Origin of the sequence: Pseudomonas sp. NPDC089534 (assembly GCF_044749305.1) — a bacterium.
Classification (GTDB): Bacteria; Pseudomonadota; Gammaproteobacteria; order Pseudomonadales; family Pseudomonadaceae; genus Aquipseudomonas; species Aquipseudomonas ekonensis.
Map to the genome: position 1 here is coordinate 1 of NZ_JBIVHR010000049.1, position 22,795 is coordinate 22,795.

General features: G+C 65.5%; 19 protein-coding genes. 6 read left to right on the plus strand and 13 right to left on the minus strand.

Annotation, left to right across the window (positions count from 1 at the left end; genetic code table 11):
• Positions 1–99, minus strand: a 99-nt coding sequence (locus ACIP0B_RS16330) for a hypothetical protein (RefSeq protein WP_400833737.1), incomplete at its 3' end; no start/stop codon positions are given.
• A 539-nt stretch (positions 100–638) separates the two neighbouring features.
• Positions 639–1,076, minus strand: coding sequence for a hypothetical protein (locus ACIP0B_RS16335; protein WP_400833664.1), 438 nt, complete (start codon positions 1,074–1,076; stop codon positions 639–641).
• Between the two features lie 102 nt (positions 1,077–1,178).
• On the opposite strand from ACIP0B_RS16335, the gene ACIP0B_RS16340 reads away from it, so the two are divergent.
• A complete protein-coding gene (locus ACIP0B_RS16340) occupies positions 1,179–1,616 on the plus strand; it encodes a universal stress protein (RefSeq protein ID WP_085584573.1) in 438 nt (145 codons plus the stop codon).
• Positions 1,617–1,689: 73 nt separating this feature from the next.
• On the opposite strand, the gene ACIP0B_RS16345 is transcribed toward ACIP0B_RS16340, so the two are convergent.
• The gene (locus ACIP0B_RS16345) at positions 1,690–3,612 is read right to left on the minus strand and encodes an ATP-binding cassette domain-containing protein (protein WP_400833666.1); all 1,923 of its coding nucleotides are present in this window, start codon (positions 3,610–3,612) and stop codon (positions 1,690–1,692) included.
• Between the two features lie 214 nt (positions 3,613–3,826).
• On the opposite strand from ACIP0B_RS16345, the gene ACIP0B_RS16350 reads away from it, so the two are divergent.
• Positions 3,827–5,755, plus strand: a complete 1,929-nt coding sequence (locus ACIP0B_RS16350) for a transglycosylase SLT domain-containing protein (protein WP_085584575.1) — start codon at positions 3,827–3,829, stop codon at positions 5,753–5,755.
• Positions 5,756–5,835: 80 nt separating this feature from the next.
• Here ACIP0B_RS16350 and ACIP0B_RS16355 read toward each other — a convergent pair whose 3' ends face one another.
• Entirely contained in the window at positions 5,836–7,629 is a 1,794-nt protein-coding gene (locus ACIP0B_RS16355; RefSeq protein WP_400833670.1) for an ABC transporter transmembrane domain-containing protein, read from the minus strand.
• Positions 7,630–7,888: 259 nt separating this feature from the next.
• Here ACIP0B_RS16355 and ACIP0B_RS16360 point away from each other — a divergent pair, with 259 nt between their 5' ends.
• Positions 7,889–8,068 carry a PA1571 family protein gene (locus ACIP0B_RS16360; RefSeq protein ID WP_400833673.1) on the plus strand — a complete coding sequence of 60 codons (180 nt, stop codon included), beginning with the start codon at positions 7,889–7,891 and terminating at the stop codon, positions 8,066–8,068.
• Positions 8,069–8,242: 174 nt separating this feature from the next.
• Here the strand turns inward: ACIP0B_RS16360 and pdxB are convergent, their stop codons facing one another.
• Entirely contained in the window at positions 8,243–9,385 is a 1,143-nt protein-coding gene (pdxB, locus tag ACIP0B_RS16365) for a 4-phosphoerythronate dehydrogenase PdxB (protein ID WP_400833675.1), read from the minus strand.
• Between the two features lie 186 nt (positions 9,386–9,571).
• On the opposite strand from pdxB, the gene ACIP0B_RS16370 reads away from it, so the two are divergent.
• Positions 9,572–10,981: an MATE family efflux transporter gene (locus tag ACIP0B_RS16370; protein ID WP_400833676.1), complete on the plus strand. Its 1,410-nt coding sequence runs from the start codon at positions 9,572–9,574 to the stop codon at positions 10,979–10,981.
• Between the two features lie 138 nt (positions 10,982–11,119).
• On the opposite strand, the gene tusA is transcribed toward ACIP0B_RS16370, so the two are convergent.
• Positions 11,120–11,371 (minus strand): sulfurtransferase TusA, encoded by a 252-nt coding sequence (tusA, locus tag ACIP0B_RS16375; RefSeq protein WP_400833679.1) that lies wholly within the window; start codon positions 11,369–11,371, stop codon positions 11,120–11,122.
• 91 nt (positions 11,372–11,462) lie between these two features.
• Positions 11,463–12,536: a 23S rRNA (cytidine(2498)-2'-O)-methyltransferase RlmM gene (gene rlmM / locus ACIP0B_RS16380; protein ID WP_400833681.1), complete on the minus strand. Its 1,074-nt coding sequence runs from the start codon at positions 12,534–12,536 to the stop codon at positions 11,463–11,465.
• A gap of 210 nt (positions 12,537–12,746) precedes the next feature.
• On the opposite strand from rlmM, the gene acnA reads away from it, so the two are divergent.
• Positions 12,747–15,488, plus strand: coding sequence for an aconitate hydratase AcnA (acnA, locus tag ACIP0B_RS16385; RefSeq protein WP_400833684.1), 2,742 nt, complete (start codon positions 12,747–12,749; stop codon positions 15,486–15,488).
• Between the two features lie 399 nt (positions 15,489–15,887).
• Here acnA and ACIP0B_RS16390 read toward each other — a convergent pair whose 3' ends face one another.
• Together ACIP0B_RS16390 and ACIP0B_RS16395 are read right to left on the minus strand one after the other, a co-directional pair.
• On the minus strand, positions 15,888–16,703 hold the full coding sequence (locus ACIP0B_RS16390) for an aminoglycoside phosphotransferase family protein (RefSeq protein ID WP_400833687.1): 816 nt from the start codon (positions 16,701–16,703) through the stop codon (positions 15,888–15,890).
• A complete protein-coding gene (locus ACIP0B_RS16395; RefSeq protein ID WP_400833689.1) occupies positions 16,696–17,190 on the minus strand; it encodes an SRPBCC family protein in 495 nt (164 codons plus the stop codon). The genes ACIP0B_RS16390 and ACIP0B_RS16395 overlap by 8 nt, the downstream gene beginning before the upstream one ends.
• Positions 17,191–17,313: 123 nt before the next feature.
• On the opposite strand from ACIP0B_RS16395, the gene ACIP0B_RS16400 reads away from it, so the two are divergent.
• The gene (locus tag ACIP0B_RS16400; RefSeq protein ID WP_400833691.1) at positions 17,314–17,718 is read left to right on the plus strand and encodes a lysozyme inhibitor LprI family protein; all 405 of its coding nucleotides are present in this window, start codon (positions 17,314–17,316) and stop codon (positions 17,716–17,718) included.
• A gap of 170 nt (positions 17,719–17,888) precedes the next feature.
• Here ACIP0B_RS16400 and peaD read toward each other — a convergent pair whose 3' ends face one another.
• From peaD to peaA, 4 genes are all read right to left on the minus strand, one after another.
• On the minus strand, positions 17,889–19,007 hold the full coding sequence (peaD, locus tag ACIP0B_RS16405; RefSeq protein WP_400833694.1) for a quinohemoprotein amine dehydrogenase subunit beta: 1,119 nt from the start codon (positions 19,005–19,007) through the stop codon (positions 17,889–17,891).
• A 23-nt stretch (positions 19,008–19,030) separates the two neighbouring features.
• Entirely contained in the window at positions 19,031–19,354 is a 324-nt protein-coding gene (gene qhpC, locus ACIP0B_RS16410) for a quinohemoprotein amine dehydrogenase subunit gamma (RefSeq protein WP_033061173.1), read from the minus strand.
• Position 19,355: 1 nt separating this feature from the next.
• On the minus strand, positions 19,356–20,786 hold the full coding sequence (gene peaB, locus ACIP0B_RS16415; RefSeq protein WP_400833698.1) for a quinohemoprotein amine dehydrogenase maturation protein: 1,431 nt from the start codon (positions 20,784–20,786) through the stop codon (positions 19,356–19,358).
• Between the two features lie 82 nt (positions 20,787–20,868).
• Entirely contained in the window at positions 20,869–22,449 is a 1,581-nt protein-coding gene (gene peaA / locus ACIP0B_RS16420) for a quinohemoprotein amine dehydrogenase subunit alpha (protein WP_400833701.1), read from the minus strand.
• Between the last annotated feature and the right edge of the window lie 346 nt (positions 22,450–22,795).

Consider the following 22,795-nt stretch of genomic DNA (forward strand, 5'->3'; position numbering starts at 1 on the left):
GGTTGAACTTGTTACGGACTCACCCTTGAGGTCGAAATTCAATTCGACGATGCCACTTTCAAGAGCTTTAACCGTGATGGCTTTACCTTCGTAAATCATCAACTGATCTCCACGATATGGAAGCTGAACAGTACACGTCGGACGCAGGCGACCGGCTCGCAGGACGTTTTTTCGTCGATGCTGACGCCAATCCACCCGGCACACCCGCCAACGCGATAGTCGGGAATCTGTAGGAGCAGTCTGCAATACAAACGCTCAATTCATACGCCCGTTTGATTTGGGTACGCCACATTCACGGAATTTCCGACAATTGTCAATCGCCCGAAATACGGGTTCAAACGCGACCTTGCAGTCATTTCCGTAGGACACAGGCCACCGCTCACGGTTGCATGTGAGTACATTCATAAGATCAATCGTTAGAAAAGTCGCCCTAATTCACGGCGGGCGTCGCACAAAGGGCTACGCTGGACTGGACGACGCACAAAGACGCCTGCACTCAGGCAGGCGAGGCGCGTTGGACGCCGCCCCGAAAAGATTTTCCGGCCTGCCTGGCCAACCCCGCCCGATGCATCATGTCGGGCTTTTTATTGCGCGTCTGCCGGACGTTTCGCACCGTTGCGGCGCGAAACGTCCATGAATCACGCCAGCGCCTTCAGCGTGGCGTCGATGTCCTGCAAGACGCTGGCTTCGCCTTTCTCGCCCCAATACAGGGCGATCATCTGCTTGTCCGCTTCGACCTTGAAGACATTGGCGGGCAATTTCCGGAAATGATCGAGCAGCGCCGGATCCTCGCAGGCTTCCTGCCACTGATTGACCCAAACCCCTGCCGACTTCTGCCAGTAGGCCCAGCACGCCGGCTGACTGCCCCGCCTTGGCCGGTGGTACTGCGCACACGGGCTCGGAGGCTCCTGAGACAGCCAGTGCGGCCACTCCTGGGGCGCCAATTGCATGGCCAGGCCCAGGCGCCGCGCCTCCATGCGCAGGGCCATGCGGCCGCTCTGCACGCGCGAAGGGCGCAACCATGCCAGCGGACTCAACACCACCAGCAGGATTGACACCACCAGCCAGACCGTCATATCTCTACTCCCGTTTTTGGATGAGCCCATTGCGTCGATTCGGAACCAATGCGCTTGAAACCAGCCATACTTAACACTATCGAATCCTCTGGAGGTGCAACCATGCCCTACCACCACATCCTGGTCGCCGTCGACCTGACCGAAGAATGCGACCCCGTGATCCACCGCGCCCGCGAGCTGTCGGTGAGCAACGGCGCCAAGTTGTCGCTGGTGCACATCGTCGAACCGATGGCCATGGCCTTCGGCGGCGACGTGCCGATGGATCTGTCACAACTGCAACAGCAGCAGTTCGACCAGGCCAAGGAGCGCCTGGAGCGCCTCAAACACAAATACAGCGAGCTGGAAAGCGCCAACTGCCACCTGACCTACGGCCAGCCGCGCCAGGAAATCCACCATTTCGCCAAAGAGCAGGAATGCGACCTGATCGTGGTCGGCAGCCATGGCCGGCACGGCTTGGCACTGCTGCTGGGCTCGACCGCCAACGATGTGCTGCACGGCGCGCCATGCGATGTGCTCGCGGTGCACCTGATCAAGCGCTGAGCCCTGCTCCGCACCCCATACGAAAAGCCCGGCGCCCATCACTGGACGCCGGGCTTTTCCGTCTTCGGGGCGGTCAGGCCTCCAGCTCGGCCCAACGCTCCACCAGGGCGTCCAGCTCCGCCTGCAGGCGCTCCAGCGAAGCCAGCACCTCGGCCGTCTCCGCCGGCGGACGCTGGTAGAAGCCGGCTTCGGCCATTTCGGCCTCCACGGCGGCGATCTGCTGCTCCTTGGCATCGATGTCGCCCGGCAGCGCTTCCAGCTCACGCTGCAGCTTGTAGCTCAGTTTCTTCTTCGCGGCCGGCGCTTCGGCCACCGGGGCCGCCACCGGCGCAGGCTCGGCCTTGACCACCGCCGAGTTCAGGTCAGCCTTGCCGGACTTGCTCTCGGTCACGCCCAGCAGGCGCGGCGAGCCGCCCTGGCGGATCCAGTCCTGATAGCCGCCGACGTACTCGCGCACCTTACCCTCGCCCTCGAACACCAGGGTGCTGGTGACGACGTTGTCGAGGAACGCCCGGTCGTGGCTGACCATCAGCACGGTGCCGCTGAAGGTCAGCAGCACCTCTTCGAGCAGTTCCAGGGTTTCCACGTCGAGGTCGTTGGTCGGCTCGTCGAGCACCAGCAGGTTGGCCGGCTTGCTGAACAGCTTGGCCAGCAGCAGGCGTGCGCGTTCGCCGCCGGACAGTGCCTTGACCGGTGTGCGCGCACGCTGCGGGCTGAACAGGAAGTCGCCGAGGTAGCTCAGCACATGGCGGCTCTGGCCGTCGATCTCGATGAAGTCGCGACCTTCGGCGACGTTGTCGATCACGGTCTTTTCCAGATCCAACTGATGACGCAACTGGTCGAAGTAGGCCACGTCGATCTTGGTGCCTTCCTCGACCGTGCCGCTGCTCGGCTGCAGTCCGCCGAGCATCAGCTTGAGCAAGGTGGTCTTGCCGGTGCCGTTGGCGCCCAGCAGGCCGATGCGGTCGCCGCGCTGCAGCACCATCGAGAAATCGCGAACCAGGAACGGGCCGTCCGGGTGAGCGAAGCTCACGTTCTCCAGCACCATCACCTGCTTGCCGGACTTCTCGGCGGTCTCCAGCTGAATGTTGGCCTTGCCGGTGCGCTCGCGGCGTTCGCTGCGCTCCACCCGCAAGGCTTTCAAGGCTCGCACACGGCCTTCGTTGCGGGTGCGGCGGGCCTTGATGCCCTGGCGGATCCAGACTTCTTCCTGGGCCAGGCGCTTGTCGAACAAGGCGTTGGCGGTCTCTTCCGCCGCCAGCACGGCTTCCTTGTGGACAAGGAAGCTGGCGTAGTCGCCGTTCCAGTCGATCAGGCCGCCGCGGTCCAGCTCAAGGATGCGGGTGGCGAGGTTCTGCAGGAAGGAACGGTCGTGGGTGATGAACAGCACCGCGCCCTGGAAGTCTTTGAGCGCCTCTTCGAGCCAGGCGATCGCGCCGATGTCCAGGTGGTTGGTCGGTTCGTCGAGCAGCAGCAGGTCCGGCTCGGACACCAGCGCCTGCGCCAACAGCACGCGGCGACGCCAGCCGCCGGACAGTTCGGCGAGGGTCTTGTCGGCCGGCAGCTGCAGGCGGCTCAGGGTGCTGTCGACCAGGGTCTGCAGGCGCCAGCCGTCACGGGCTTCGAGGTCGTGCTGAACGTGCATCAGCTTTTCCAGATCGGCGTCGGTGACGATGTTCTGGCTCAGGTGGTGGTACTCGGCCAGCAGCGCGCCGACGCCGTCGAGGCCTTCGGCCACCACGTCGAACACTGTCCGTTCGTCGGCCACCGGCAATTCCTGCGGCAATTCACCGATCTTCAGACCGGGTGCACGCCACACCGCGCCGTCGTCGGGTTTCTGGTCGCCCTTGACCAGTTTCATCATGCTGGACTTGCCGGTGCCGTTGCGGCCGATGATGCAGACCCGCTCACCACGGGCGATCTGCCAGGACACCTTGTCCAACAACGGCATGGCGCCGAACGCAAGGGACACATCGCTGAATTTGAGCAGGGTCATGAGCTTCTCCAAAAACCGGGCGCGCATTCTACCTGAATCAGGGCTCCAGCAGGCCGGCAATTTCGCCGTGGACGCATGCTGAACAACATTTGTTGCGATCTTGCGTCACAAGGCCGGCAAAGCTTTCGCCGGCTGCTGGCAAAAGGCTAAGCTACAGACAATTCAGTGCCGGTTCCTGTCGGCGCTTGTCCTGTTTTTTCTGCCCGGATGTCTCATGCGCAGTCGCCTTTTCAGTGTCTTGTCCTGCTTGCTGCTTTCCGCCGCTGCCGCCCAGTCCGCCCAGGCGGTGGACCTGTCCACCCAACGCCAGTACTACGATGAGGCCAAGCGCGCCCTGGCCAAGGGCGATACCGGCCCGTACTTCCGCTACAGCCAGGCCCTGGCCGATTATCCGCTGGAACCTTATCTGGCCTACGACGAACTCACCGCCCGGCTGAAGACCGCGAGCAACGCCGAGATCGAGAAATTCCTCGCCGAGCACGGCGACCTGCCCCAGGCCAACTGGATGAAGCTGCGCTGGTTGCGCTGGCTGGCCGAGCGCGACGACTGGGCGACCTTCGTCAAGTACTACGACCCGAAACTCAATTTCACCGAGCTGGACTGCCTGAACGCGCAGTACCAGATCAGCCACAACAAGAAGGCGGAGGGCTACGCCAACGCCGAGAAGCTGTGGCTGACCGGCAAGTCGCAGCCCGCCGCCTGCGACGCGCTGTTCGGCATGTGGGCCGCCGAAGGCCAACTGACCGAGCAGAAGCGCTGGGAACGGGCGAAGCTCGCTGCCCAGCACCGCAACTACCCGCTGGCCAACAGCCTGGTCAACGGCCTGACCACCCTCGCCCCGCGCGGTCGCCTGCTGGTGGACGTGGCGCAGAAGCCCGAGCTGCTCAACCAGCCTTCGCGCTTCATCCCCGCCGACGAGCCGATGTCCGACGTGGTCAGCCTCGGCCTGCGCCGCCTCGCCCGCCAGGATCCGGACAAGGCCATGGCCCTGCTCGACGGCTACGCCAGCAGCATGCATTTCTCCCGCGACGAAAAGGTCGCGATCGCCCGGGAAATCGGCCTGACCCTCGCCCGCCGCTTCGACAGCCGCGCCCTGGACGTGATGACCCAATACGATCCGGAACTGCGCGACAACACCGTGTCCGAGTGGCGCCTGCGCCTGCTGCTGCGCCTGGCCCGCTGGAACGACGCCTATCAGCTGACCCGCCGCCTGCCGCAGGATCTGGCCACCACCAACCGCTGGCGCTACTGGCAGGCCCGCAGCCTGGAACTGGCGCAACCGCAGAACCCGGAAGCCCAGACCCTGTACAAGAACCTGGCCCGCGAGCGGGACTTCTACGGCTTCCTCGCCGCCGACCGCTCGCAGTCACCCTACTCGCTGGTCAACAAGCCGCTGGTGCTCAGCCAGGCGACCATCAACAAGGTGCGCAACACCCCGGGCGTGCGCCGGGCGCTGGAATTCCACGCCCGTGGGCAGATCGTCGACGGACGGCGCGAGTGGTATCACGTCAGCCGCCATTTCAGCCGCGACGAAATGGTCGCCCAGGCCAAGCTGGCCTACGACCTGAAATGGTACTTCCCGGCGATCCGCACCATCAGCCAGGCCCAATACTGGGACGACCTGGACATCCGTTTCCCGATGGCCCACCGCAATACCCTGGTGCGTGAAGCCAAGGTGCGCGGCCTGCATTCGAGCTGGGTGTTCGCCATCACCCGTCAGGAAAGCGCCTTCATGGACGACGCCCGCTCCAGCGTCGGCGCCAGCGGCCTGATGCAACTGATGCCCGGCACCGCCAAGGAAACCGCACGCAAGTTCAGCATCCCGCTGGCCTCGCCGCAGCAGGTGCTCGACCCGGACAAGAACATCCAGCTCGGCGCCGCCTACCTGAGCCAGGTGCACAGCCAATTCAACGGCAACCGCGTGCTCGCCTCCGCCGCCTACAACGCCGGCCCCGGCCGCGTGCGCCAATGGCTGCGCGGTGCCGACCACCTGAGCTTCGATGTCTGGGTCGAAAGCATCCCATTCGACGAAACCCGTCAGTATGTGCAGAACGTGCTGTCTTATTCGGTGATCTACGGCCAGAAGCTCAACTCACCGCAGCCGCTGGTGGATTGGCACGAGCGCTACTTCGACGATCTGTGAGCCGAAGCTGCAATCCCGTGAAATGAAAATGCCCGCATCCGATGCGAGCATTTTTCATGGCGCCCTGCCGGGCCGAAGGCTCAGTCGATTACCGGGGCAGTCGAATCAGGAACCCCATCGCTGAACTGCAGCGCCGCCAACCGCGCATACAGCGGATTGCCGGCGATCAATTCCTGGTGCGTACCGATCGCCACCAATTTGCCCTGATCCATCACGGCGATCCGGTCAGCGTTCTTCACCGTGGCCAGCCGGTGGGCGATCACCAGCGTCGTGCGGTTGCGCATCAGGCTCGGCAGCGCCTGCTGGATCAGGTGTTCGCTCTGGGCGTCGAGGGCGCTGGTGGCTTCGTCCAGCAGCAGGATCGGCGCGTCCACCAGCAACGCCCGGGCGATGGCCAGCCGTTGGCGCTGGCCGCCGGACAGGCCGAGGCCGCCGTCCCCCAGGTGCGTGCGGTAACCGTCGGGCATCCGCTCGATGAAGTCGTGGGCGTGGGCGATCCGGGCGGCCTCCCTGACTTGCTCCGGCGTCGCGTCGGGGCATCCGTAGCGGATGTTGTCCTCGACGCTGCCGAAGAACAGCGCCGGGCTCTGCGACACCAGCGCGAAGCAGCGGCGCAGGTCCAGCGGATCCAGGCTCGTCAGCGGCACGCCGTCGATCAGGATCCGGCCTGCGTCAGGGTCGTAGAAGCGCAGCAGCAGGTCATACACCGTGGACTTGCCGGCACCTGACGGCCCCACCAGCGCCAGGGTCTCCCCCGCCCTGACCGTCAGGCTCAGGCCGTCGACGGCGAAGCTGTCGGGACGCGAGGGGTAGGAAAAACGCACATCCTGCAAGGCCAGTTCACCCTTGACCCGTTCCGGCAACGTCACCAGGCCGTTGGCCGGCGGCTGGATGATGTTCTCCGAGCGCAGCAGCTCGGCGATGCGCTCGGCGGCACCGGCCGCCCGCTGCAATTCGCCGATGACTTCGCTCAAGGTGCCGAAGGCGCTGCCGACGATCAGGCTGTAGAACACGAACGCCGCCAGCTCGCCGGCGGAGATCCGCCCGGCGATCACGTCCATGCCGCCGACCCACAGCATCACCGCCACGGCCCCCAGCACCAGCACGATCACCAGGGTGATCAGCCACGCCCGCTGGAAGATCCGCTTGCGCGCCGTCTCGAACGCCTGCTCGACGGTGGTGGCGAAGCGCTGCTCGTCCTGCACCTGATGGTTGTAGGCCTGCACGGTCTTGATCTGGCCCAGGGTTTCGGACACATAGCTGCCGATGTCGGCGATCCGGTCCTGGCTCAGGCGCGACAGGTTGCGCACCCGCCGGCCGAAGATCAGGATCGGCGCGATCACCAGCGGCAAGGCGATCACCACGATGCTGGTGAGCTTGGGGTTGGTGATGAACAACAGCACGATCCCGCCCAGCACCATCAGCAGATTGCGCAGGAACAGCGACAGCGACGAGCCGATCACCGATTGCAGCAGCGTGGTGTCGGCGGTCAGCCGGGACTGGATCTCCGAACTGCGGTTGTTTTCGTAGAAGCCGGGATGCAGGTAGACCAGATGGTTGAACACCTGCCGCCGGATGTCGGCCACGCAGCGTTCGCCGATCCACGACACCAGATAGAACCGCGCGAACGTGCCCAGGGCCAGCCCGAACACCAGCAGCATGAACAGGCCGATGGACTGGTTGAGCAGGTGCGGCGACTGGGTCATGAAACCCTGGTCGACCAGCAGGCGGATGCCCTGCCCCATCGACAGGGTGATGCCGGCGGTGACGATCAGCGCCAGCAAGGCGCCGAACGCCTGCCAGCGGTACGGCGCGAGAAAGCGGCTGGCCAGGCGCAGGGCCCGGCGGTGTCGCGGGGAAAGCATCGGGATCATTCGGGTTCACGTCTTGTGCAGGTGAATGGGATCAGCCTACCGGGTGAAATGGGGTGGAACTGCGCAAATCACAATGAGTCAGGTTAATTATGACCGTCACGACTAGGGGCTAGACGCTATTGGTCTAATCTCGCGGTTGAGACACACCGCCATTTCTGTTTGAGTGGAGATGCCGTCCCGGACAGACCGCAGGGAGTTGTCACAGCCTGGTCACCTGACGGTTCTACCCTAGGCACACAACCTGATGAGGAGACAGGCCATGTCCTTGCAAAACAGCAGCGACGACAAGATTCAAGTGATCCGCACCAAGCCCGGCCAAGCTCTGGGTTGCTCGATCATCGACGAGGACGGCCGCGAAGTGCCGATCACCGAAGAGATGATCCAGAAGGCCTGCCACGAACTGGATCAGCGACTGGTCAAGCCTGCCGAACAAAAGTGATGTCGCCACCGTCTTCCTGACCCGGCCCTGATGGCCGGGTTTTTTATACCTGCCGGCCAAGAACCGCAGCGCACCCACGGACGCCATCGCCAGCAGGCTGGCTCCCACATCGGTTGGCGGTGCGGACCGAAAAGGTGGGAGCCAGCCTGCTGGCGATCAAGCCGACCCGGTTCGTCAGACCGCCACAGCCCCCAACGCCGCCACGATCTGCAGCAATGCCGGGGACTCGCCCTCGATCTTGACCTTGAGCCCTTCGATCTCGCGCCGCACCGGATACCCCTTGCGCAACGCATCGAACGCCGCCCGCTGCGCACCGACATCCTCCACCAGGCTGCGCCGCAAGTCCGCGTCGTCCCGGCGCGGGTCGTACACCCCGCGGCACAGCGCCGCCAGGGCCCAGGCCGGGTCGGTGTCGGCGTGCAGGGTCATCTGGGTCAGCCACGGCGCCGGCAGCAGGTCTTCGAGACGGATGCCGGCCGGCTGGCCGATGAACCCGCAGTAGGCCTGGTAGATCTGCGCCGTCCCGCGCTGCTTGCCGTCGAGGCTGTAGCCGGCGATGTGCGGCGTCGCCAGCACGCAGAGGTCGGCCAGCGACAAGTCCACCTCGGGCTCGGCCTCCCAGACGTCGAGCACCGCTTGAAGGTCTTCACGGGCCAGCAGCACATCGCGCAGGGCAGCGTTGTCGATCACCGGGCCGCGGGCCGCGTTGATCAGCCAGGCGCCGGGCTTGAGCCGCTGCAGACGCTCGCGGTCGAACAGGTGCCAGGTCGCGCCGTCGCCGGTGCGGGTCAACGGGGTGTGCAGGCTGATCACGTCGCACTGCTCGATGATCTCGTCGAGGCTCACGTATTCACCGCCTTCGGCGGCCTGGCGCGGCGGGTCGCAGACCTTCACGTTCCAGCCCAGGCCCTTGAGCACCTTGACCAGACGCCCGCCGACCTCGCCGGCGCCCACCACGCCATAGGTGCGCCGGTTCAGGTCCGCGCCTTCGATGTCGGCGAGGGTCAGCAGGCTGCCGAGCACGTAGTCGACCACGCCCCGGGCGTTGCAGCCGGGGGCGCTGGACCAGGCGATGCCGGCTTCGGCGAAGTAGTCGAGATCCAGGTGGTCGGTGCCGATGGTGCACGTGCCGACGAAGCGCACGTTGCTGCCTTCGAGCAAGGCCCGGTTGACGTTCGTCACCGAGCGCACCAGCAGGACATCGGCCTGTTCGACCGTGGCGCGGTCGATGGCCCGGCCCGGCACCCGGCGGATCTCGCCGAAACCGGCAAAGAAGGCATCGAGCAGCGGGATGTTTTCGTCGGCGACAATCAGCATGGCAGGGGCTCCTTGGGCGGATCGGCAGTGTAGGCGCTGGCGCTGCGTTGGGCCAGCGGGCATTGTTCCCGCGCCGCAACGCCTGCGGTGCGATTACAAATCCCCAACACAGGATTTTTCCTGACCGAAGCGTCAGCGGCGTAGAATGCGCCGCCCCGCGCATCAATCCCTGTGGACGCTTTGCCTGTGAATTCCGTGACCGAACGCCCTGCCGCCGTTTCCCCCGCCCGCCCTGCCCGGATCCGTCTGGAGCTGAAGAACCTGCTCGGCCTGGCCCTGCCGATCATCATCGCGCAACTGGCGACCACCGCCATGGGCTTCGTCGATGCGGTGATGGCCGGCCGCGTCGGCCCGCGGGACCTGGCGGCCGTGGCGCTGGGCAACTCGATCTGGGTGCCGGTGTTCCTGCTGATGACCGGCACCTTGCTGGCGACCACCCCGAAGGTCGCCCAGCGCTTCGGCGCCGGCACCCACGGCGAGATCGGCCCGCTCGTGCGCCAAGCGCTGTGGCTGGCGTTGGCGGTGGGCCTGATGGCGACTGCGATGCTGGTCTGCGCCGAACCGATCCTGCACCTGATGAAGGTCGATCCGGAGTTGATCGGCCCCTGCATGCAGTACCTGCACGGCATCGCCAGCGGTCTGCCGGCGGTGGCGTTCTACCATGTGCTGCGCTGCTTCAGCGACGGCCTGGGCCGCACCCGTCCGGCGATGGTGCTGGGCCTGTGCGGCCTGGCCCTGAACATTCCGCTGAACTACGTGTTCATCTACGGCCACTTCGGCGTGCCGGCCATGGGCGGCGTCGGCTGCGGCTGGGCCACGGCGATCGTGATGTGGGTGATGGCGCTGGGCCTGGCCGGCTATGAGCGCTGGGCGCCCGCCTACAGATCCAGCGAACTGTTCAGCCGGTTCGACTGGCCGCAATGGGCCGTGATCAAGCGCCTGCTGGCCATCGGCCTGCCGATCGGCATCGCCGTGTTCGCCGAGTCGAGCATCTTCGCCGTGATCGCCCTGCTGATCGGCAGCCTGGGCGCCACGGTGGTGGCCGGGCACCAGATCGCGCTCAACGTCAGCTCGCTGGTGTTCATGATCCCGTATTCGCTGGGGATGGCCGTGACTGTGCGGGTCGGCCAGGCCCTGGGCCGCGGGGAGCCGCGCGAAGCGCGCTTCGCCGCCGGGGTCGGCATGGGCAGCGCGCTGGCCTACGCCTGCCTCTCGGCGAGCATGATGCTGTTGCTGCGCGAACCGATCGCGGCGATCTACACCGCCGATCCGACGGTGATCCACATCGCGGCGATGCTGATCGTGTACTCGGCGCTGTTCCAGTTCTCCGACGCGATCCAGGTCACCGCCGCCGGGGCGCTGCGCGGCTACCAGGACACCCGGGTGACGATGATCCTGACCCTCTTCGCCTACTGGGGCATCGGCCTGCCGGTGGGTTACGCCCTGGGCCTGACCGACTGGCTGGGCGAGCCCCGCGGTCCGAGCGGCCTGTGGCAGGGCCTGATCGTCGGCCTGAGCTGCGCGGCGCTGATGCTGTCGGTGCGCCTGACCCGCAGCGCACGCAAGCGCATTCGCTTAAGCCGTTCGGCGGGCTGAGGCCCGTTCAGCCACAACAAAAAAACGGTGGGAGCCAGCCTGCTGGCGACGGCGGCAAGTCAGTCAACTCGATGTTGAACGGACTGCCTCATCGCCAGCAGGCTGGCTCCCACAGTGGATTCTGAGCCTTTGCCGGGTTCAGCCTTGCTTCTTGCGGATCCAGTACAGATAGGTGCCGGCCTCTTCGTGCTGCGCCACCAGCTCATGGTCGAGGAACACGCAGAACTTGGGGATGTCGCGACGGGTCGAGGGATCGGTGGCGATCACCTTGAGCAGGCCGCCGGGCACCAGGTCGCGGATGTGCTGGTGCAGCATCATCACCGGTTCCGGGCAATTGAGGCCGGTGGCGTCGAGGGTGCCGTCCACCGGGGTGTCGATCATTTCACTCATGGTTCACTCCTGAAACTGGCGGGCATTGTCGCGCATTGCCGGGCGTGTGGCGAGAGAGCCGGCTCCCTCGCCACCGTGATCATTTCCGGCCTCAGCGTGACTTCGGCTTTTTCGCATCGTGCCGGCGCAGGTGGCAGGTCACTTCCTCGCGGTCGTGGTACAGCTGCTTGCAGCCGATATCGACCTTGACGCCCCGGGCCTTGAAACCGTCGGCGATGCGTTCGAGCAGGCGTTTGACCTCGGCGTAGCGCTGCTTCATCGGCAGCTTGAGGTTGACCACCGCTTCCCGGCAGTGGCCCTCGCCGACCCACTCTTCCAGCATCGCCGCGTTGCGGGCCGGTTTCTCGACGATGTCGCAGACCATCCAGTCCACCGGCTGCTTGGGCTTGAAGGTGAAGCCGTCGGCCATCAGGTGCTGCACCAGGCCGGTGTCCATCAGGCTTTGCGCCATCGGGCCGTTGTCGATGGCCGTCACCAGCATGCCCCGGTTCACCAGTTGCCAGGTCCAGCCGCCCGGCGCCGCGCCCAGGTCGACACCGGTCATGTCGCTGTGCAGGCGCTCTTCCCATTGCTCGCGCGGGATGAAGTGGTGCCAGGCCTCCTCCAGCTTCAGGGTCGAGCGGCTCGGCGCTTCGCGGGGGAACTTCAGGCGCGGGATGCCCATCGGCCACATCGCGCAATTGCCGGCCTCGGCCAGGCCGAGGAACACTTCGCGGCCGCTCTTGAAGGTCAGCAGCAGGCGCGGCTTGCCGGCGTCGTCCACCAGTTTGCCGGCGCCGGTCAGCGCCTTGCGCAGCGGCGCCTCGAATTTCTTGCAGAAGTTCGACAGCTCCTTGCCGTCGTTGGTGTCCAGCACTTCCAGCCACAGGCTGCCGCACACCGGGAATTCGGCCATGTGGGCGAGGATCACGCTGATGCGGTCGGTTTCCGGCAGGTCGATGAAGAGACCGCGGGCCCACTGGCGCGGGAAGATCAGCTCGGCGAAGCGCTGGCCGCGCATCAGGCGTTCGGCGCCGTCGGCTTCGCTGCACACGAACTCGGCGCAGGCGCTGGACGGCTTGGCCTTGGCGTAGCCGGCCACGTTCAGGCGGGCGGCGAGGTCGGAAATCTCGGAGCAGACTTCGCCTTCGAAGCCTGGCCGGCAGTGCATGAATAGGGTGTTCATTGAATCTCCTGGGCAACTGGCAATGGATCGATGCGCAAACTTGCCCTGTAGCAAAGCCTGTCACGAAAACCGGCGCATGATAGCCGAGTTCGGAACCTTGGTTCTGCCTATAGAGTCGAGTGATTAGCCAGCTACCGGAAACGGGGCTAGGTTTAAAGCTCAGTTCGTCCCCTCAATCCGTAGCCGTGCGGATTCAAAGGAGTGATCGCAATGCCGTCCCTCGATAGCCTGAACACCCTCAAGACCCTGCAGGTCGACCACAAGACCTACCACTATTTCAGCCTGCCGGAGGCCGCCCGAAGCCTGGGCGACATCGACCGGCTGCCGATGTCGCTCAAGGTGCTGCTGGAAAACCTGCTGCGCTGGGAGGACGGCAAGACCGTCACCGGCGCCGACCTCAAGGCGATCGCCGCCTGGCTCAAGGAGCGCCGCTCCGACCGCGAGATCCAGTACCGCCCGGCCCGCGTGCTGATGCAGGACTTCACCGGCGTGCCCGCCGTGGTCGACCTGGCGGCGATGCGCGCCGCCATGGCCAAGGCCGGCGGCGATCCGCAGCGGATCAACCCGCTGTCGCCGGTGGACCTGGTGATCGACCACTCGGTGATGGTGGACAAGTTCGCCAGCGCCAGCGCCTTCGAGCAGAACGTCGACATCGAAATGCAGCGCAACGGCGAACGCTATGCGTTCCTGCGCTGGGGCCAGAGCGCCTTCGACAACTTTAGCGTGGTGCCGCCCGGCACCGGGATCTGCCACCAGGTCAACCTCGAATACCTGGGGCGCACGGTGTGGACCCGGGACGAGGACGGCCGCACGTATGCCTTCCCGGACACGCTGGTCGGCACCGACTCCCACACCACCATGATCAACGGCCTGGGCGTGCTCGGCTGGGGCGTCGGCGGGATCGAGGCGGAAGCGGCGATGCTCGGCCAGCCGGTGTCGATGCTGATTCCGGAAGTGGTCGGCTTCAAGCTCACCGGCAAGCTCAAGGAAGGCATCACCGCCACCGACCTGGTGCTGACCGTGACCCAGATGCTGCGCAAGAAAGGCGTGGTCGGCAAGTTCGTCGAGTTCTACGGCGACGGCCTCGCCGACCTGCCGCTGGCCGACCGCGCCACCATCGCCAACATGGCCCCGGAGTACGGCGCCACGTGCGGGTTCTTCCCGGTCGATGACGTCACGCTGGACTACCTGCGCCTGTCCGGCCGCCCCGCCGAGGTGGTCAAATTGGTCGAGGCCTACACCAAGACCCAGGGCCTGTGGCGCCTGCCGGGCCAGGAACCGGTGTTCACCGACAGCCTGGCGCTGGACATGGGCAGCGTCGAAGCCAGCCTCGCCGGCCCCAAGCGGCCGCAGGACCGGGTGGCGCTGCCCGACGTCGGCCAGGCGTTCAGCGACTTCCTCGATCTGCAGTTCAAGCCCGCCAGCAAAGACGAAGGCCGCCTGGAGAGCGAAGGCGGCGGCGGTGTGGCGGTGGGCAACGCCGACATGGCCGGCGAGACCGACTACGAGTCCGAAGGCCGCACCCATCGCCTGAAAAACGGCGCGGTGGTGATCGCCGCGATCACCTCCTGCACCAACACCTCCAACCCGAGCGTGATGATGGCCGCCGGGCTGCTGGCGAAAAAGGCCGTGGAAAAGGGCCTGACCCGCAAGCCGTGGGTCAAGAGCTCGCTGGCGCCGGGCTCCAAGGTGGTCACCGACTACTACCGGGCCGCCGGATTGACCCAGTACCTCGACCAGCTCGGCTTCTCGCTGGTCGGCTACGGCTGCACCACCTGCATCGGCAACTCGGGGCCGTTGCCGGAACCGATCGAGAAAGCCATCCAGAAGGCCGACCTGACCGTGGCGTCGGTGCTGTCCGGCAACCGCAACTTCGAGGGCCGGGTGCATCCGCTGGTGAAGACCAACTGGCTGGCCTCGCCGCCGCTGGTGGTCGCCTACGCGCTGGCCGGCAGCGTGCGCACCGACATCAGCCGCGACCCGCTGGGCGAAGACGCGCAAGGCAATCCGGTGTTCCTGCGCGACATCTGGCCCAGCAGCCGGGAAATCGCCGATGCGGTGAACCAGGTCAACACGGCGATGTTCCACAAGGAATACGCCGAGGTGTTCGCCGGCGACGAGCAGTGGCAAGCCATCCAGGTCCCGCAGGCCGCGACCTACGTCTGGCAGGCGGACTCGACCTACATCCAGCATCCGCCGTTCTTCGACGACATCGCAGGGCCCTTGCCGGTGATCGCCGATGTCCGGGGCGCGCGGGTGCTGGCGCTGCTGGGCGATTCGGTGACCACCGACCACATCTCCCCCGCCGGCAACATCAAGGCCGACAGCCCGGCCGGGCGCTACCTGCGCGAACAGGGCGTCGAACCGCGGGACTTCAACTCCTACGGCTCGCGCCGGGGCAACCACGAAGTGATGATGCGCGGCACCTTCGCCAACATCCGGATCCGCAACGAAATGCTCGGCGGCGAAGAAGGCGGCAACACGCTTTACATCCCCACCGGCGAGAAACTGGCGATCTACGACGCGGCCATGCGCTATCAGGCTGAGGGCACGCCGCTGGTGGTGATCGCCGGTCAAGAGTACGGCACCGGTTCCAGCCGCGACTGGGCGGCCAAGGGCACCAACCTGCTGGGCGTGAAAGCGGTGATCGCCGAAAGCTTCGAACGCATCCACCGCTCCAATCTGGTGGGCATGGGCGTGCTGCCGCTGCAGTTCAAGCTGGATCAGAACCGCAGGAGCCTGCACCTCACCGGCCGGGAAACCCTGGACATCCAGGGTCTGGGCGGCGTGGAACTGACGCCGCGGATGAACCTGACGCTGGTGATCACCCGGGAGGACGGGCGCCAGGAGAAAATCGAGGTCCTGTGCCGGATCGACACCCTGAACGAGGTGGAGTACTTCAAGTCCGGCGGGATCCTGCATTACGTGCTGCGGCAGCTGATCGCGTCCTGAGGGCGCACGCCCTTGCGAGAAGGGAGCTTGCTCCACCTTGGGGTGAGGACACCGGCTCTCCCCCTGTGGCGAGGGAGCTCGCTCCCGCTGGACTGCGCAGCAGGCCTTCTTTTATCGGGCCCGCTGCGCGCGCCAGCGGGAGCAAGCTCCCTCGCCACAAGGGCACTTTCCTGCGGACGAAAAAAAACCCGCCGAAGCGGGTTTTTCCCAAGACCATTATCGACTCCCTGTCGGCAGCGATCCTTGCTCATGGTCGATCATCCATGATCCTGAAACACTCCCTGTGCTTCAGTTGATGTGGCTAGATTACGCATCGGATCCAATCTGGAAAAGTCGTAAAAGCTACCAATGCGTGTAAGACATTCGCCATAGCACCCCTTCCGAAATCCCCTACGCCTATCAGGCTTCGAGCGCCGAGGCCGCCAATTGCGCGACTTCCAGCTGTCCGGCCGCAGCCTGCGCATCGTCATCCTCCAGGAACCACGCGGCCGACAGACCGGCGAACGCCAGCACCCATTGAAGCAACCGACGGCGTTCCAGCCCGGCCGCTTCGGCGATCACCCCGACCTGCCGGCGGAAACGTCCGGGATCGCGAGCCGTCGGCAGCTCCGGGTTGCAGACCAGGTTGGCGTAGTCGTAACCGCGCTCGCCGCGCACCCGTTTGGGGTCGATGGCCAGCCATCCCCGGGGCCCGAAATCCAGCACGTTGTCGTGGTGCATGTCGCCGTGCAGCACCACCACGTCCTGCGGCTCGGCAAGCAAGGCTTCGGCGGTGCGCAGGCTCTTCACGTAAGGCCCGCCGTGGCGCTCGGCCGCCAGGCGCAGGGAAGCGAACCACGGCGCCAGCTCCACCAGCGGCGGAGGCGCCGACGGGCGCGGCGCATGCAGGCGCGCCAACGCCGAGCAAAGAATGCGGCTGGCCTTGTCGTCCTCGCCGTTGAGCGCCATGTGCATCAGCGAACGCCGGCCCATGGCCCGCTCCAGCAGCAGGCCGTCGCCGTGATGGGCGATCACCCGTGCCGCGCCGTCGCCGTCCCACCAGGTCATCAGCAGGTTGCCGAACTTCTCTTCGGCGTCCACGGCCACCTTGAGCATCGCCGGGGTGTCGCCCTGGCGCACCGGCAGCAGGCGGCTGCCGGGCGTGATGAGCGGATCGCCGTCCGGCACCAGCGCCCAGCGTCGCAGCCAGGGCCCGAACACGTCGCGCTCAGCCACCTTCGCGCTCGCGCTCGCGGGCCCGTTCGCTCTCGGTCAGGAAGTGCTCCAGCCGGCTCAACTGCTCCTCCCAGCCACGGCTGTCCATGTAGTAGGCCTCCTTCTGGCGCACGTCGGGGATGTGCGCAAAGCCCGACTCGGACACCTTCAGCAGCGTGCCGTTCTCATAGTCCTGCAGTTCGAACTTGACCAGCGTGGTCGGCTCCTGGGAGTAGTCGATCTTCGGGTTCACCGCGTAGGGGTGCCAGCGGAACGAAAACAGCTGCTGCGGCTCGACCCGCTCCACCAGCACGTTCCACAGCACGTGCTCGAAACCGGGGTACGTGACTTGCCCTTGCGTCCATTCGCCGGCGATGAACCGCCTGCCTTCCAGCGCCACGCCGAACCACTGGCCGAACGCTTCGGCATCGACCAGCGCGCGCCAGACATGGGGGCGCGGCGACTTGAGCGTGATCTTGCGTTCAAAGCTATTGGGTACTGGTTTCATACGTCACCTCCTGTTTTGAACACTAGGCCTGTTCGACCACATGTCCAATGCGAAGTTGTATCAAACATCGCAGCCGTTGCGGCTAAACTCCACAGTCCCTTGACGCAGACACCGAGAGAACCCATGCACCCACGCCTGCTCCTGGCCCTTGCGCCGTTGCTTTTCACCCCGCTCGTCCACGCGGCCGCCGATTGCGCCAACGCCAGCGACCAGTCGACCATGAACCAATGCGCAGCGCAGGAAAACAAGGCGGCGGACAAGGAACTGAACGCGGTCTACCAGCAGATCACCGCGCGCCTGAAGGACAATCCCGACGGCAAGAAGCTGCTGGTGGGCGCCCAGCGGGCGTGGATCGGGTTCCGCGATGCCGAGTGCAAGTTCTCGGCGTCCGGAGTGACGGGCGGGAGTGTCTATCCGTTGATCTACAACAACTGCATCACCTCGGTGACCAAGGCGCGGACCGAGGCGCTCAAGCAGTACCTGAAATGCGAGGAAGGGGATCTGGGCTGCCCGGTGCCGGGCGCCTGATGCTTGCGTGACCTTGATGGCCTCATCGTCGGATCGCCGCCCGGGGCAAGCCCGCTCCCACAGGGTCGGTGGCGCGAACGAAACAGCGGCCCCCACAGAGAGTTCGCGAACACCTCGATTCCCTGCGGGAGCCAGCCTGCTGGCGATGGCGTCAGCGAAGACGCCGCCCTTTACCGGACAAACACCTGCGCCGTGGTGATCGCCATGTCCCCGCCCGGCAGCTTGATGCTGCCGGTCTGCTTCAGGGTGTCGGCATCGAAGATCGCCACGTCGTTGAAGGTGCCGGCCAGGTAGATCTTGCTGCCGTCCTTGTTGAACGAAATGCAGTAGTAGGAATGGTCCAGGCTCGCCGCCTGGATCAGCTTCTTCTGCTTGATGTCGTACTTGGCCAGGCGGTTGAGCACGCCGAACATCAGGTTCGGATCCTTGGGCGAGCGCATGCCGCTGAAGTAGATCTCGGTCAGCGGGCCGAAGTCGGTGGTTTCGGTCTTGCCGGTCTTCAGGTCGACGCTGAACAGGCCGTACAGGTACTCGGCCGTGGCCGGATCCTGCTTCTTGTCCTTGAACTTCGCCGCCGTGTAGAGCAGCGAGAAATCATGCCGGTAAGTCTGCTGGTTCCATACGTAAAGCACGTCCGGCGCACTGTAGTTGGGGCGTTTCCAGTGGCGGCTGGGGATCAGCACGTCGAACTTGCCGGTCTTCACGTCGACCTTGTACACATCGGCCCCCGCCACATACAGCGCGCCGTCGTCACCGCTCTGCATGATCGTCAGCTGACGCGGCGCCGGGAAGCTGCGCACCGGCTTGGCGTTCATCCCGGCGTCGGTCGCGTACACGTCCAGGCGCGGCTGCTTGACCTCGTAGCGGTCGTTGAGCATCAGCGTCGGGTTGGCGATGGCGTACAGCTCCTTGCCGTCGTGGCTGACGGTGAAGGCGAACATCGAACGCGCCTTTTCCCCCGGCTGCTGGGTGATGCTGGCGTGGAACACCTGTTTGCAGGTGTCCAGCGCCACGCCGTAGACATCGGCGTAATGGTTGTTCAGCACGTACGCGGTCTTGCGGTCCGGCGACAGCTGCACGGTGCCGGGGCCGAAGGCGTCGGGCATCTTGCAGGTCTTGAACAGGCTGTCGGTGGCCAGGTCGATGACGTGCAGGTTGTTCGGGTAGTTGGTGGTCAACATGTATTCGTGACCGTCTTGCAGCGCGGTGTTCTCATCGGCCAGAACGCTGAGCGAACAGGCGCCCAGGACGGCGAACGCGGCCAGGCCGCAGGCTTTGATGCTGTGCATGCTGGAATCCTTTATCTGACCGATCATTTGTCTTTCGGGAAGACCGTGCCGAGGTTGCGCCAGTTGTCGTTGGACGCCTGGGCATCCTTGTTCCAGTCCGGGTAGGTGCTCATCATGTCCGGCACCTGGGCCGGCCACCAGCACGGGTCGGAGCAGCCGTAGAGATCCGCCTCCATCGGCTGGCACAGCGACGACACCCCGCCGAACGCATCGATCTCCCAGCCCGGGTCCGTGGTCGAGGCGCAGCCGGCGACGGAACTCATCGCCACCACCTCTTCGATGCGGTTCTCGGCCGCGGCCTGATCGAGCTTCTGCGCTTTGTTGTTGATTGCCTTGAGATGTTTCATATCAGTGAGCCTTGCGCGGAGTGATGTAGCGGCTGATGAACGCAGGGTTGACGGCCATGATCCGGGTGTAGACCTCGATGCCGAAGTCCACCCAGTCACGCATCAGTTCGCAGTAGTGATAGGTCGGGTGGGCCGGGTCGCCGTAGCGGGCGTAGCTCTCGTGGTAGCAGCCGCCGGAGCAGAGGTTGCGGATCCGGCAGTCGTGGCAACCGGTGTCGGTGCGGTCCAGGCGCTGGGACAGGAAGTCGTTCAGTTCCACCTGCTTCACGCCTTCGTGGACGTTGCCGAAGGTCGGCAGCGACGAGCCGGTGAAGCGGTGGCACAGGTTCAGCTCGCCCTTGTGGTCGACCGCCAGCATCTTCAGCCCGGCGCCGCACGGCAGCGCCTTCTTGTGGCCCTCGTGGATGTCGGTGATCAACTGGTGCAGGTTGGAGAAGCCGATGTTGCGGTGCTCCAACGCCGCTTCCAGGTAGCGCCGGCCCAGCTTCTTCATGTTGGCGAACACCTCGACCAGCTCGGCGCCGGTGAGGTTGAAGCTGCTGATGTCGCCCGAGGTCACCGGCGCGAAACCGACCTCGGCAAAGCCCAGCTCGTTGAACAGGTGATCCCAGATGGTCTCCACGTCGGTGACGCCGGTGGTCAGCGTCACCCGGGCGCCGACCGGACGGCTGTCGTAGCGCGACAGCAGCATCTGCGCCTTGCGCCGCACCACGTCGTAGGTGCCCTGCCCGCCCACGGTGATGCGGTTGCGGTCGTGCACGGTCTTGGGCCCGTCGATGCTCACCGACAAGCCGAAGCGGTGGGCGTTGAGGTAGTCCACGGTCTCTTCGGTGAGCAGCGTGGCGTTGGTGGTCATGACGAACTCCACCGACTTGCCCGCCTCGCCGAAACGCCTTTCGCAGTAATCGACCATGTACTCGATGAGCTTGCGGTTGCTCAGCGGTTCGCCGCCGAAGAACACCACGGTGTACCGCTCTTCGTCCGGCGACTCGCGCAGCAGCATTTCCACCGAGGCGACGGCGGTGTCCACGTCCATCTTCTTGCCGGCGGACGGCTTGTCGAGGTCTTCCTTGTAGCAGTAGGTGCAGCTCAGGTTGCAACCGGTGTTGACGTTGAGCACCACGGTGTTGATGGCCGTGCGCTCGACCCGTTTGGCGGCGATGTCCGGGGTCAGCGGCGAGCCGTCGCTGACCAGCTCCAGCGAGATCAGCTCGCGCAGGGTCTCGTGGATCTCCTCGCCGTCGAACCGCGCGCCGAGGCGCCGGACCAGGTCTTCCGGGGAGCAGCCGGAACCGCGCAACGCATCGATGATGGTGCCGGTCAGCTCGTCGCTGGCGAACAGCGAACTGCTGGGGATATGGAACAGCATGCGGTCGGCGTCGACGTGCACTTCGTGCAGGTTGCGTTCGACCAGATTCAAGATGGCGCCCATTGCAAACCTCCTGTGCAGGCCCCGCTTGGCGGGGCCGGCGGTCATTCCGAAAAGTGTCTGAAGCCCGTGCGTTCAGGCCGCCTCACGGAATGGGTGGATTGTTCCAGCGCTGCACGGTGACGATCAGGTGGCCTTCGCCGGTCAGGGACTTGCCTGCATCGTCGACGGCGGCGATCACCTTGAGGTTGCCGGCATTGTTCGTGGACATCTTGCGTGCCGGGTTCGGTCCGGCATCGCCGGGTGTGAACACGCCCGCGTCGCCCTGCATGGTGCCGGCGAACTTGACGTCCTCATCCTCCTTGGCGCGCTCGTCGAAGGCTTCGACCTTCCATTGCGCCGGGAACACACCGATGCGGTACGGCTTGCCGTCGGCACCCTTGCCCCAGGCTTCGGCGTCGAAACGGCCCTGGACCTTCGGCGTCGAGCCGCCGCCCTCGCCGATCCGCGCCACCGAGAACGCCGGCACCACCTTGACCGAATCGACCGAGCCGTACACCGCCAGGCTCGGGCCTTTCAGGCCGCCGACGCTGACCGCCCGCAGGCCAGGCCGGGCATCGGCCGCTGCCTTGACCTTGACCTTGATCCGGTCGGCGCCCTGCTCCAGCACTTCAAGCACCTGCACGCCCTTGCCGAAGTCCGGCTTGCCGTTCAGGCCGCTGCCGATCAGGGTCACTTCGACCTCGCCGCCGGCCTTCACATAACCCGGCTGCACCGCCAGCAGACGCTGGGAGCCCTGCTTGGCGGCGATGAAATCCAGGCCCCGCTCATCGTGCTCGGCCTCGAACATCCGGCCTTGCATGGCCGTGCCCTGGGCGGCGAACACCTGGCGCATGGTCACGCCGTCGACGGTGACGTTGCCGCGCCATTCGTAGCCGCTGTAGAGGATGGCGCTGCCGCCGCCGTTGAACGGGCTGCCGTCGGCGTACTGGCCCTTGACGCTGACCTTGAAGGTATCGCTGCCGTCGGCGGTGACGCTCATCACCCCGGCCAGCTCGCCCTTGCCCGGCAGGTGGCCGCTGAAGCTCCAGTCCCCCGCCAGCGCCTCGGCCTTGGGTGCGGCCTTCAGCCAGGCCTGCCACGCCGGATTGTCCAGCGCGTAGCGCTTGGCCAGCAGCGGCACCATCTCTTTGCGGGCGATGTCGAACCAGTCGCGGTCACGCGCCAGCGCCTGGTACTCCAGCGACGGCCATTGGCCAAGGTGGAAATTCACCAGCCGCTCCCATTCCTGGGCCGGGCGCCGCTGCAGGGCGACCCGCGCGCCTGAGTGGCAGCGGCCGCACATCTGCGCGGTCTTTTCGTCGAACTGCTCCACCGTGTTGAGCCGCCGCTCCAGCGCATAGCGCACGCCGTCGGTTTCGCTGGGCGCCAGGCCCTGGGTGTCGGCCAGGTACTTGACCAGCGTGCGCCGGTCCTCATCGCTGATCTGCAGGCCGTGCATGGTCTGCATGCGGGCGATGCTCATCAGCCAGCCTTCCGGGGTCTTGCGCTGGTGGCTGATGCGGCTCAGCGTGTCGCCGGCTTCGGGGGTGTGACAGCCCTGGCAGGTTTCCCTGAGGATGGTCTGGGCGTCGCGGGCTGCCAGGCTGTGCGGCGAATGCAGGGCCACGCAAGCGGCCACGGCCAGCAGGCTGGCGCCCATGCCTGATCGGAGTCTTCTCTTCATCAACGTCGAACCTCGCACGGTGCTTTCTTATTGTTGTGGCTTGTCGTTCTTATGGTTTCTGCCGTCGGCGCCGAGGCGCAGGCGGAGGCAAGCGAAACGTCTGGGTTGAGCAATACACGGAGCGTGCCAGCTTGCGAACACGCTTTGCGATCAAGCAGTTACGTGCGCAGCGCCGTGACGTCCCCCCGCCGGCGATGTGTCTGCGCGTCCAATTTCGCGACAGTTGTTGCAGTGTGAGACAAGCACAACGGCACCTGCGCCGGCGGCAGCGCCGACGACTGACACGCCGATATCAAAGTGCCTGCTACGCTTGCTGTTCGCACAGCCAGTGCGTCACGCCTCACAC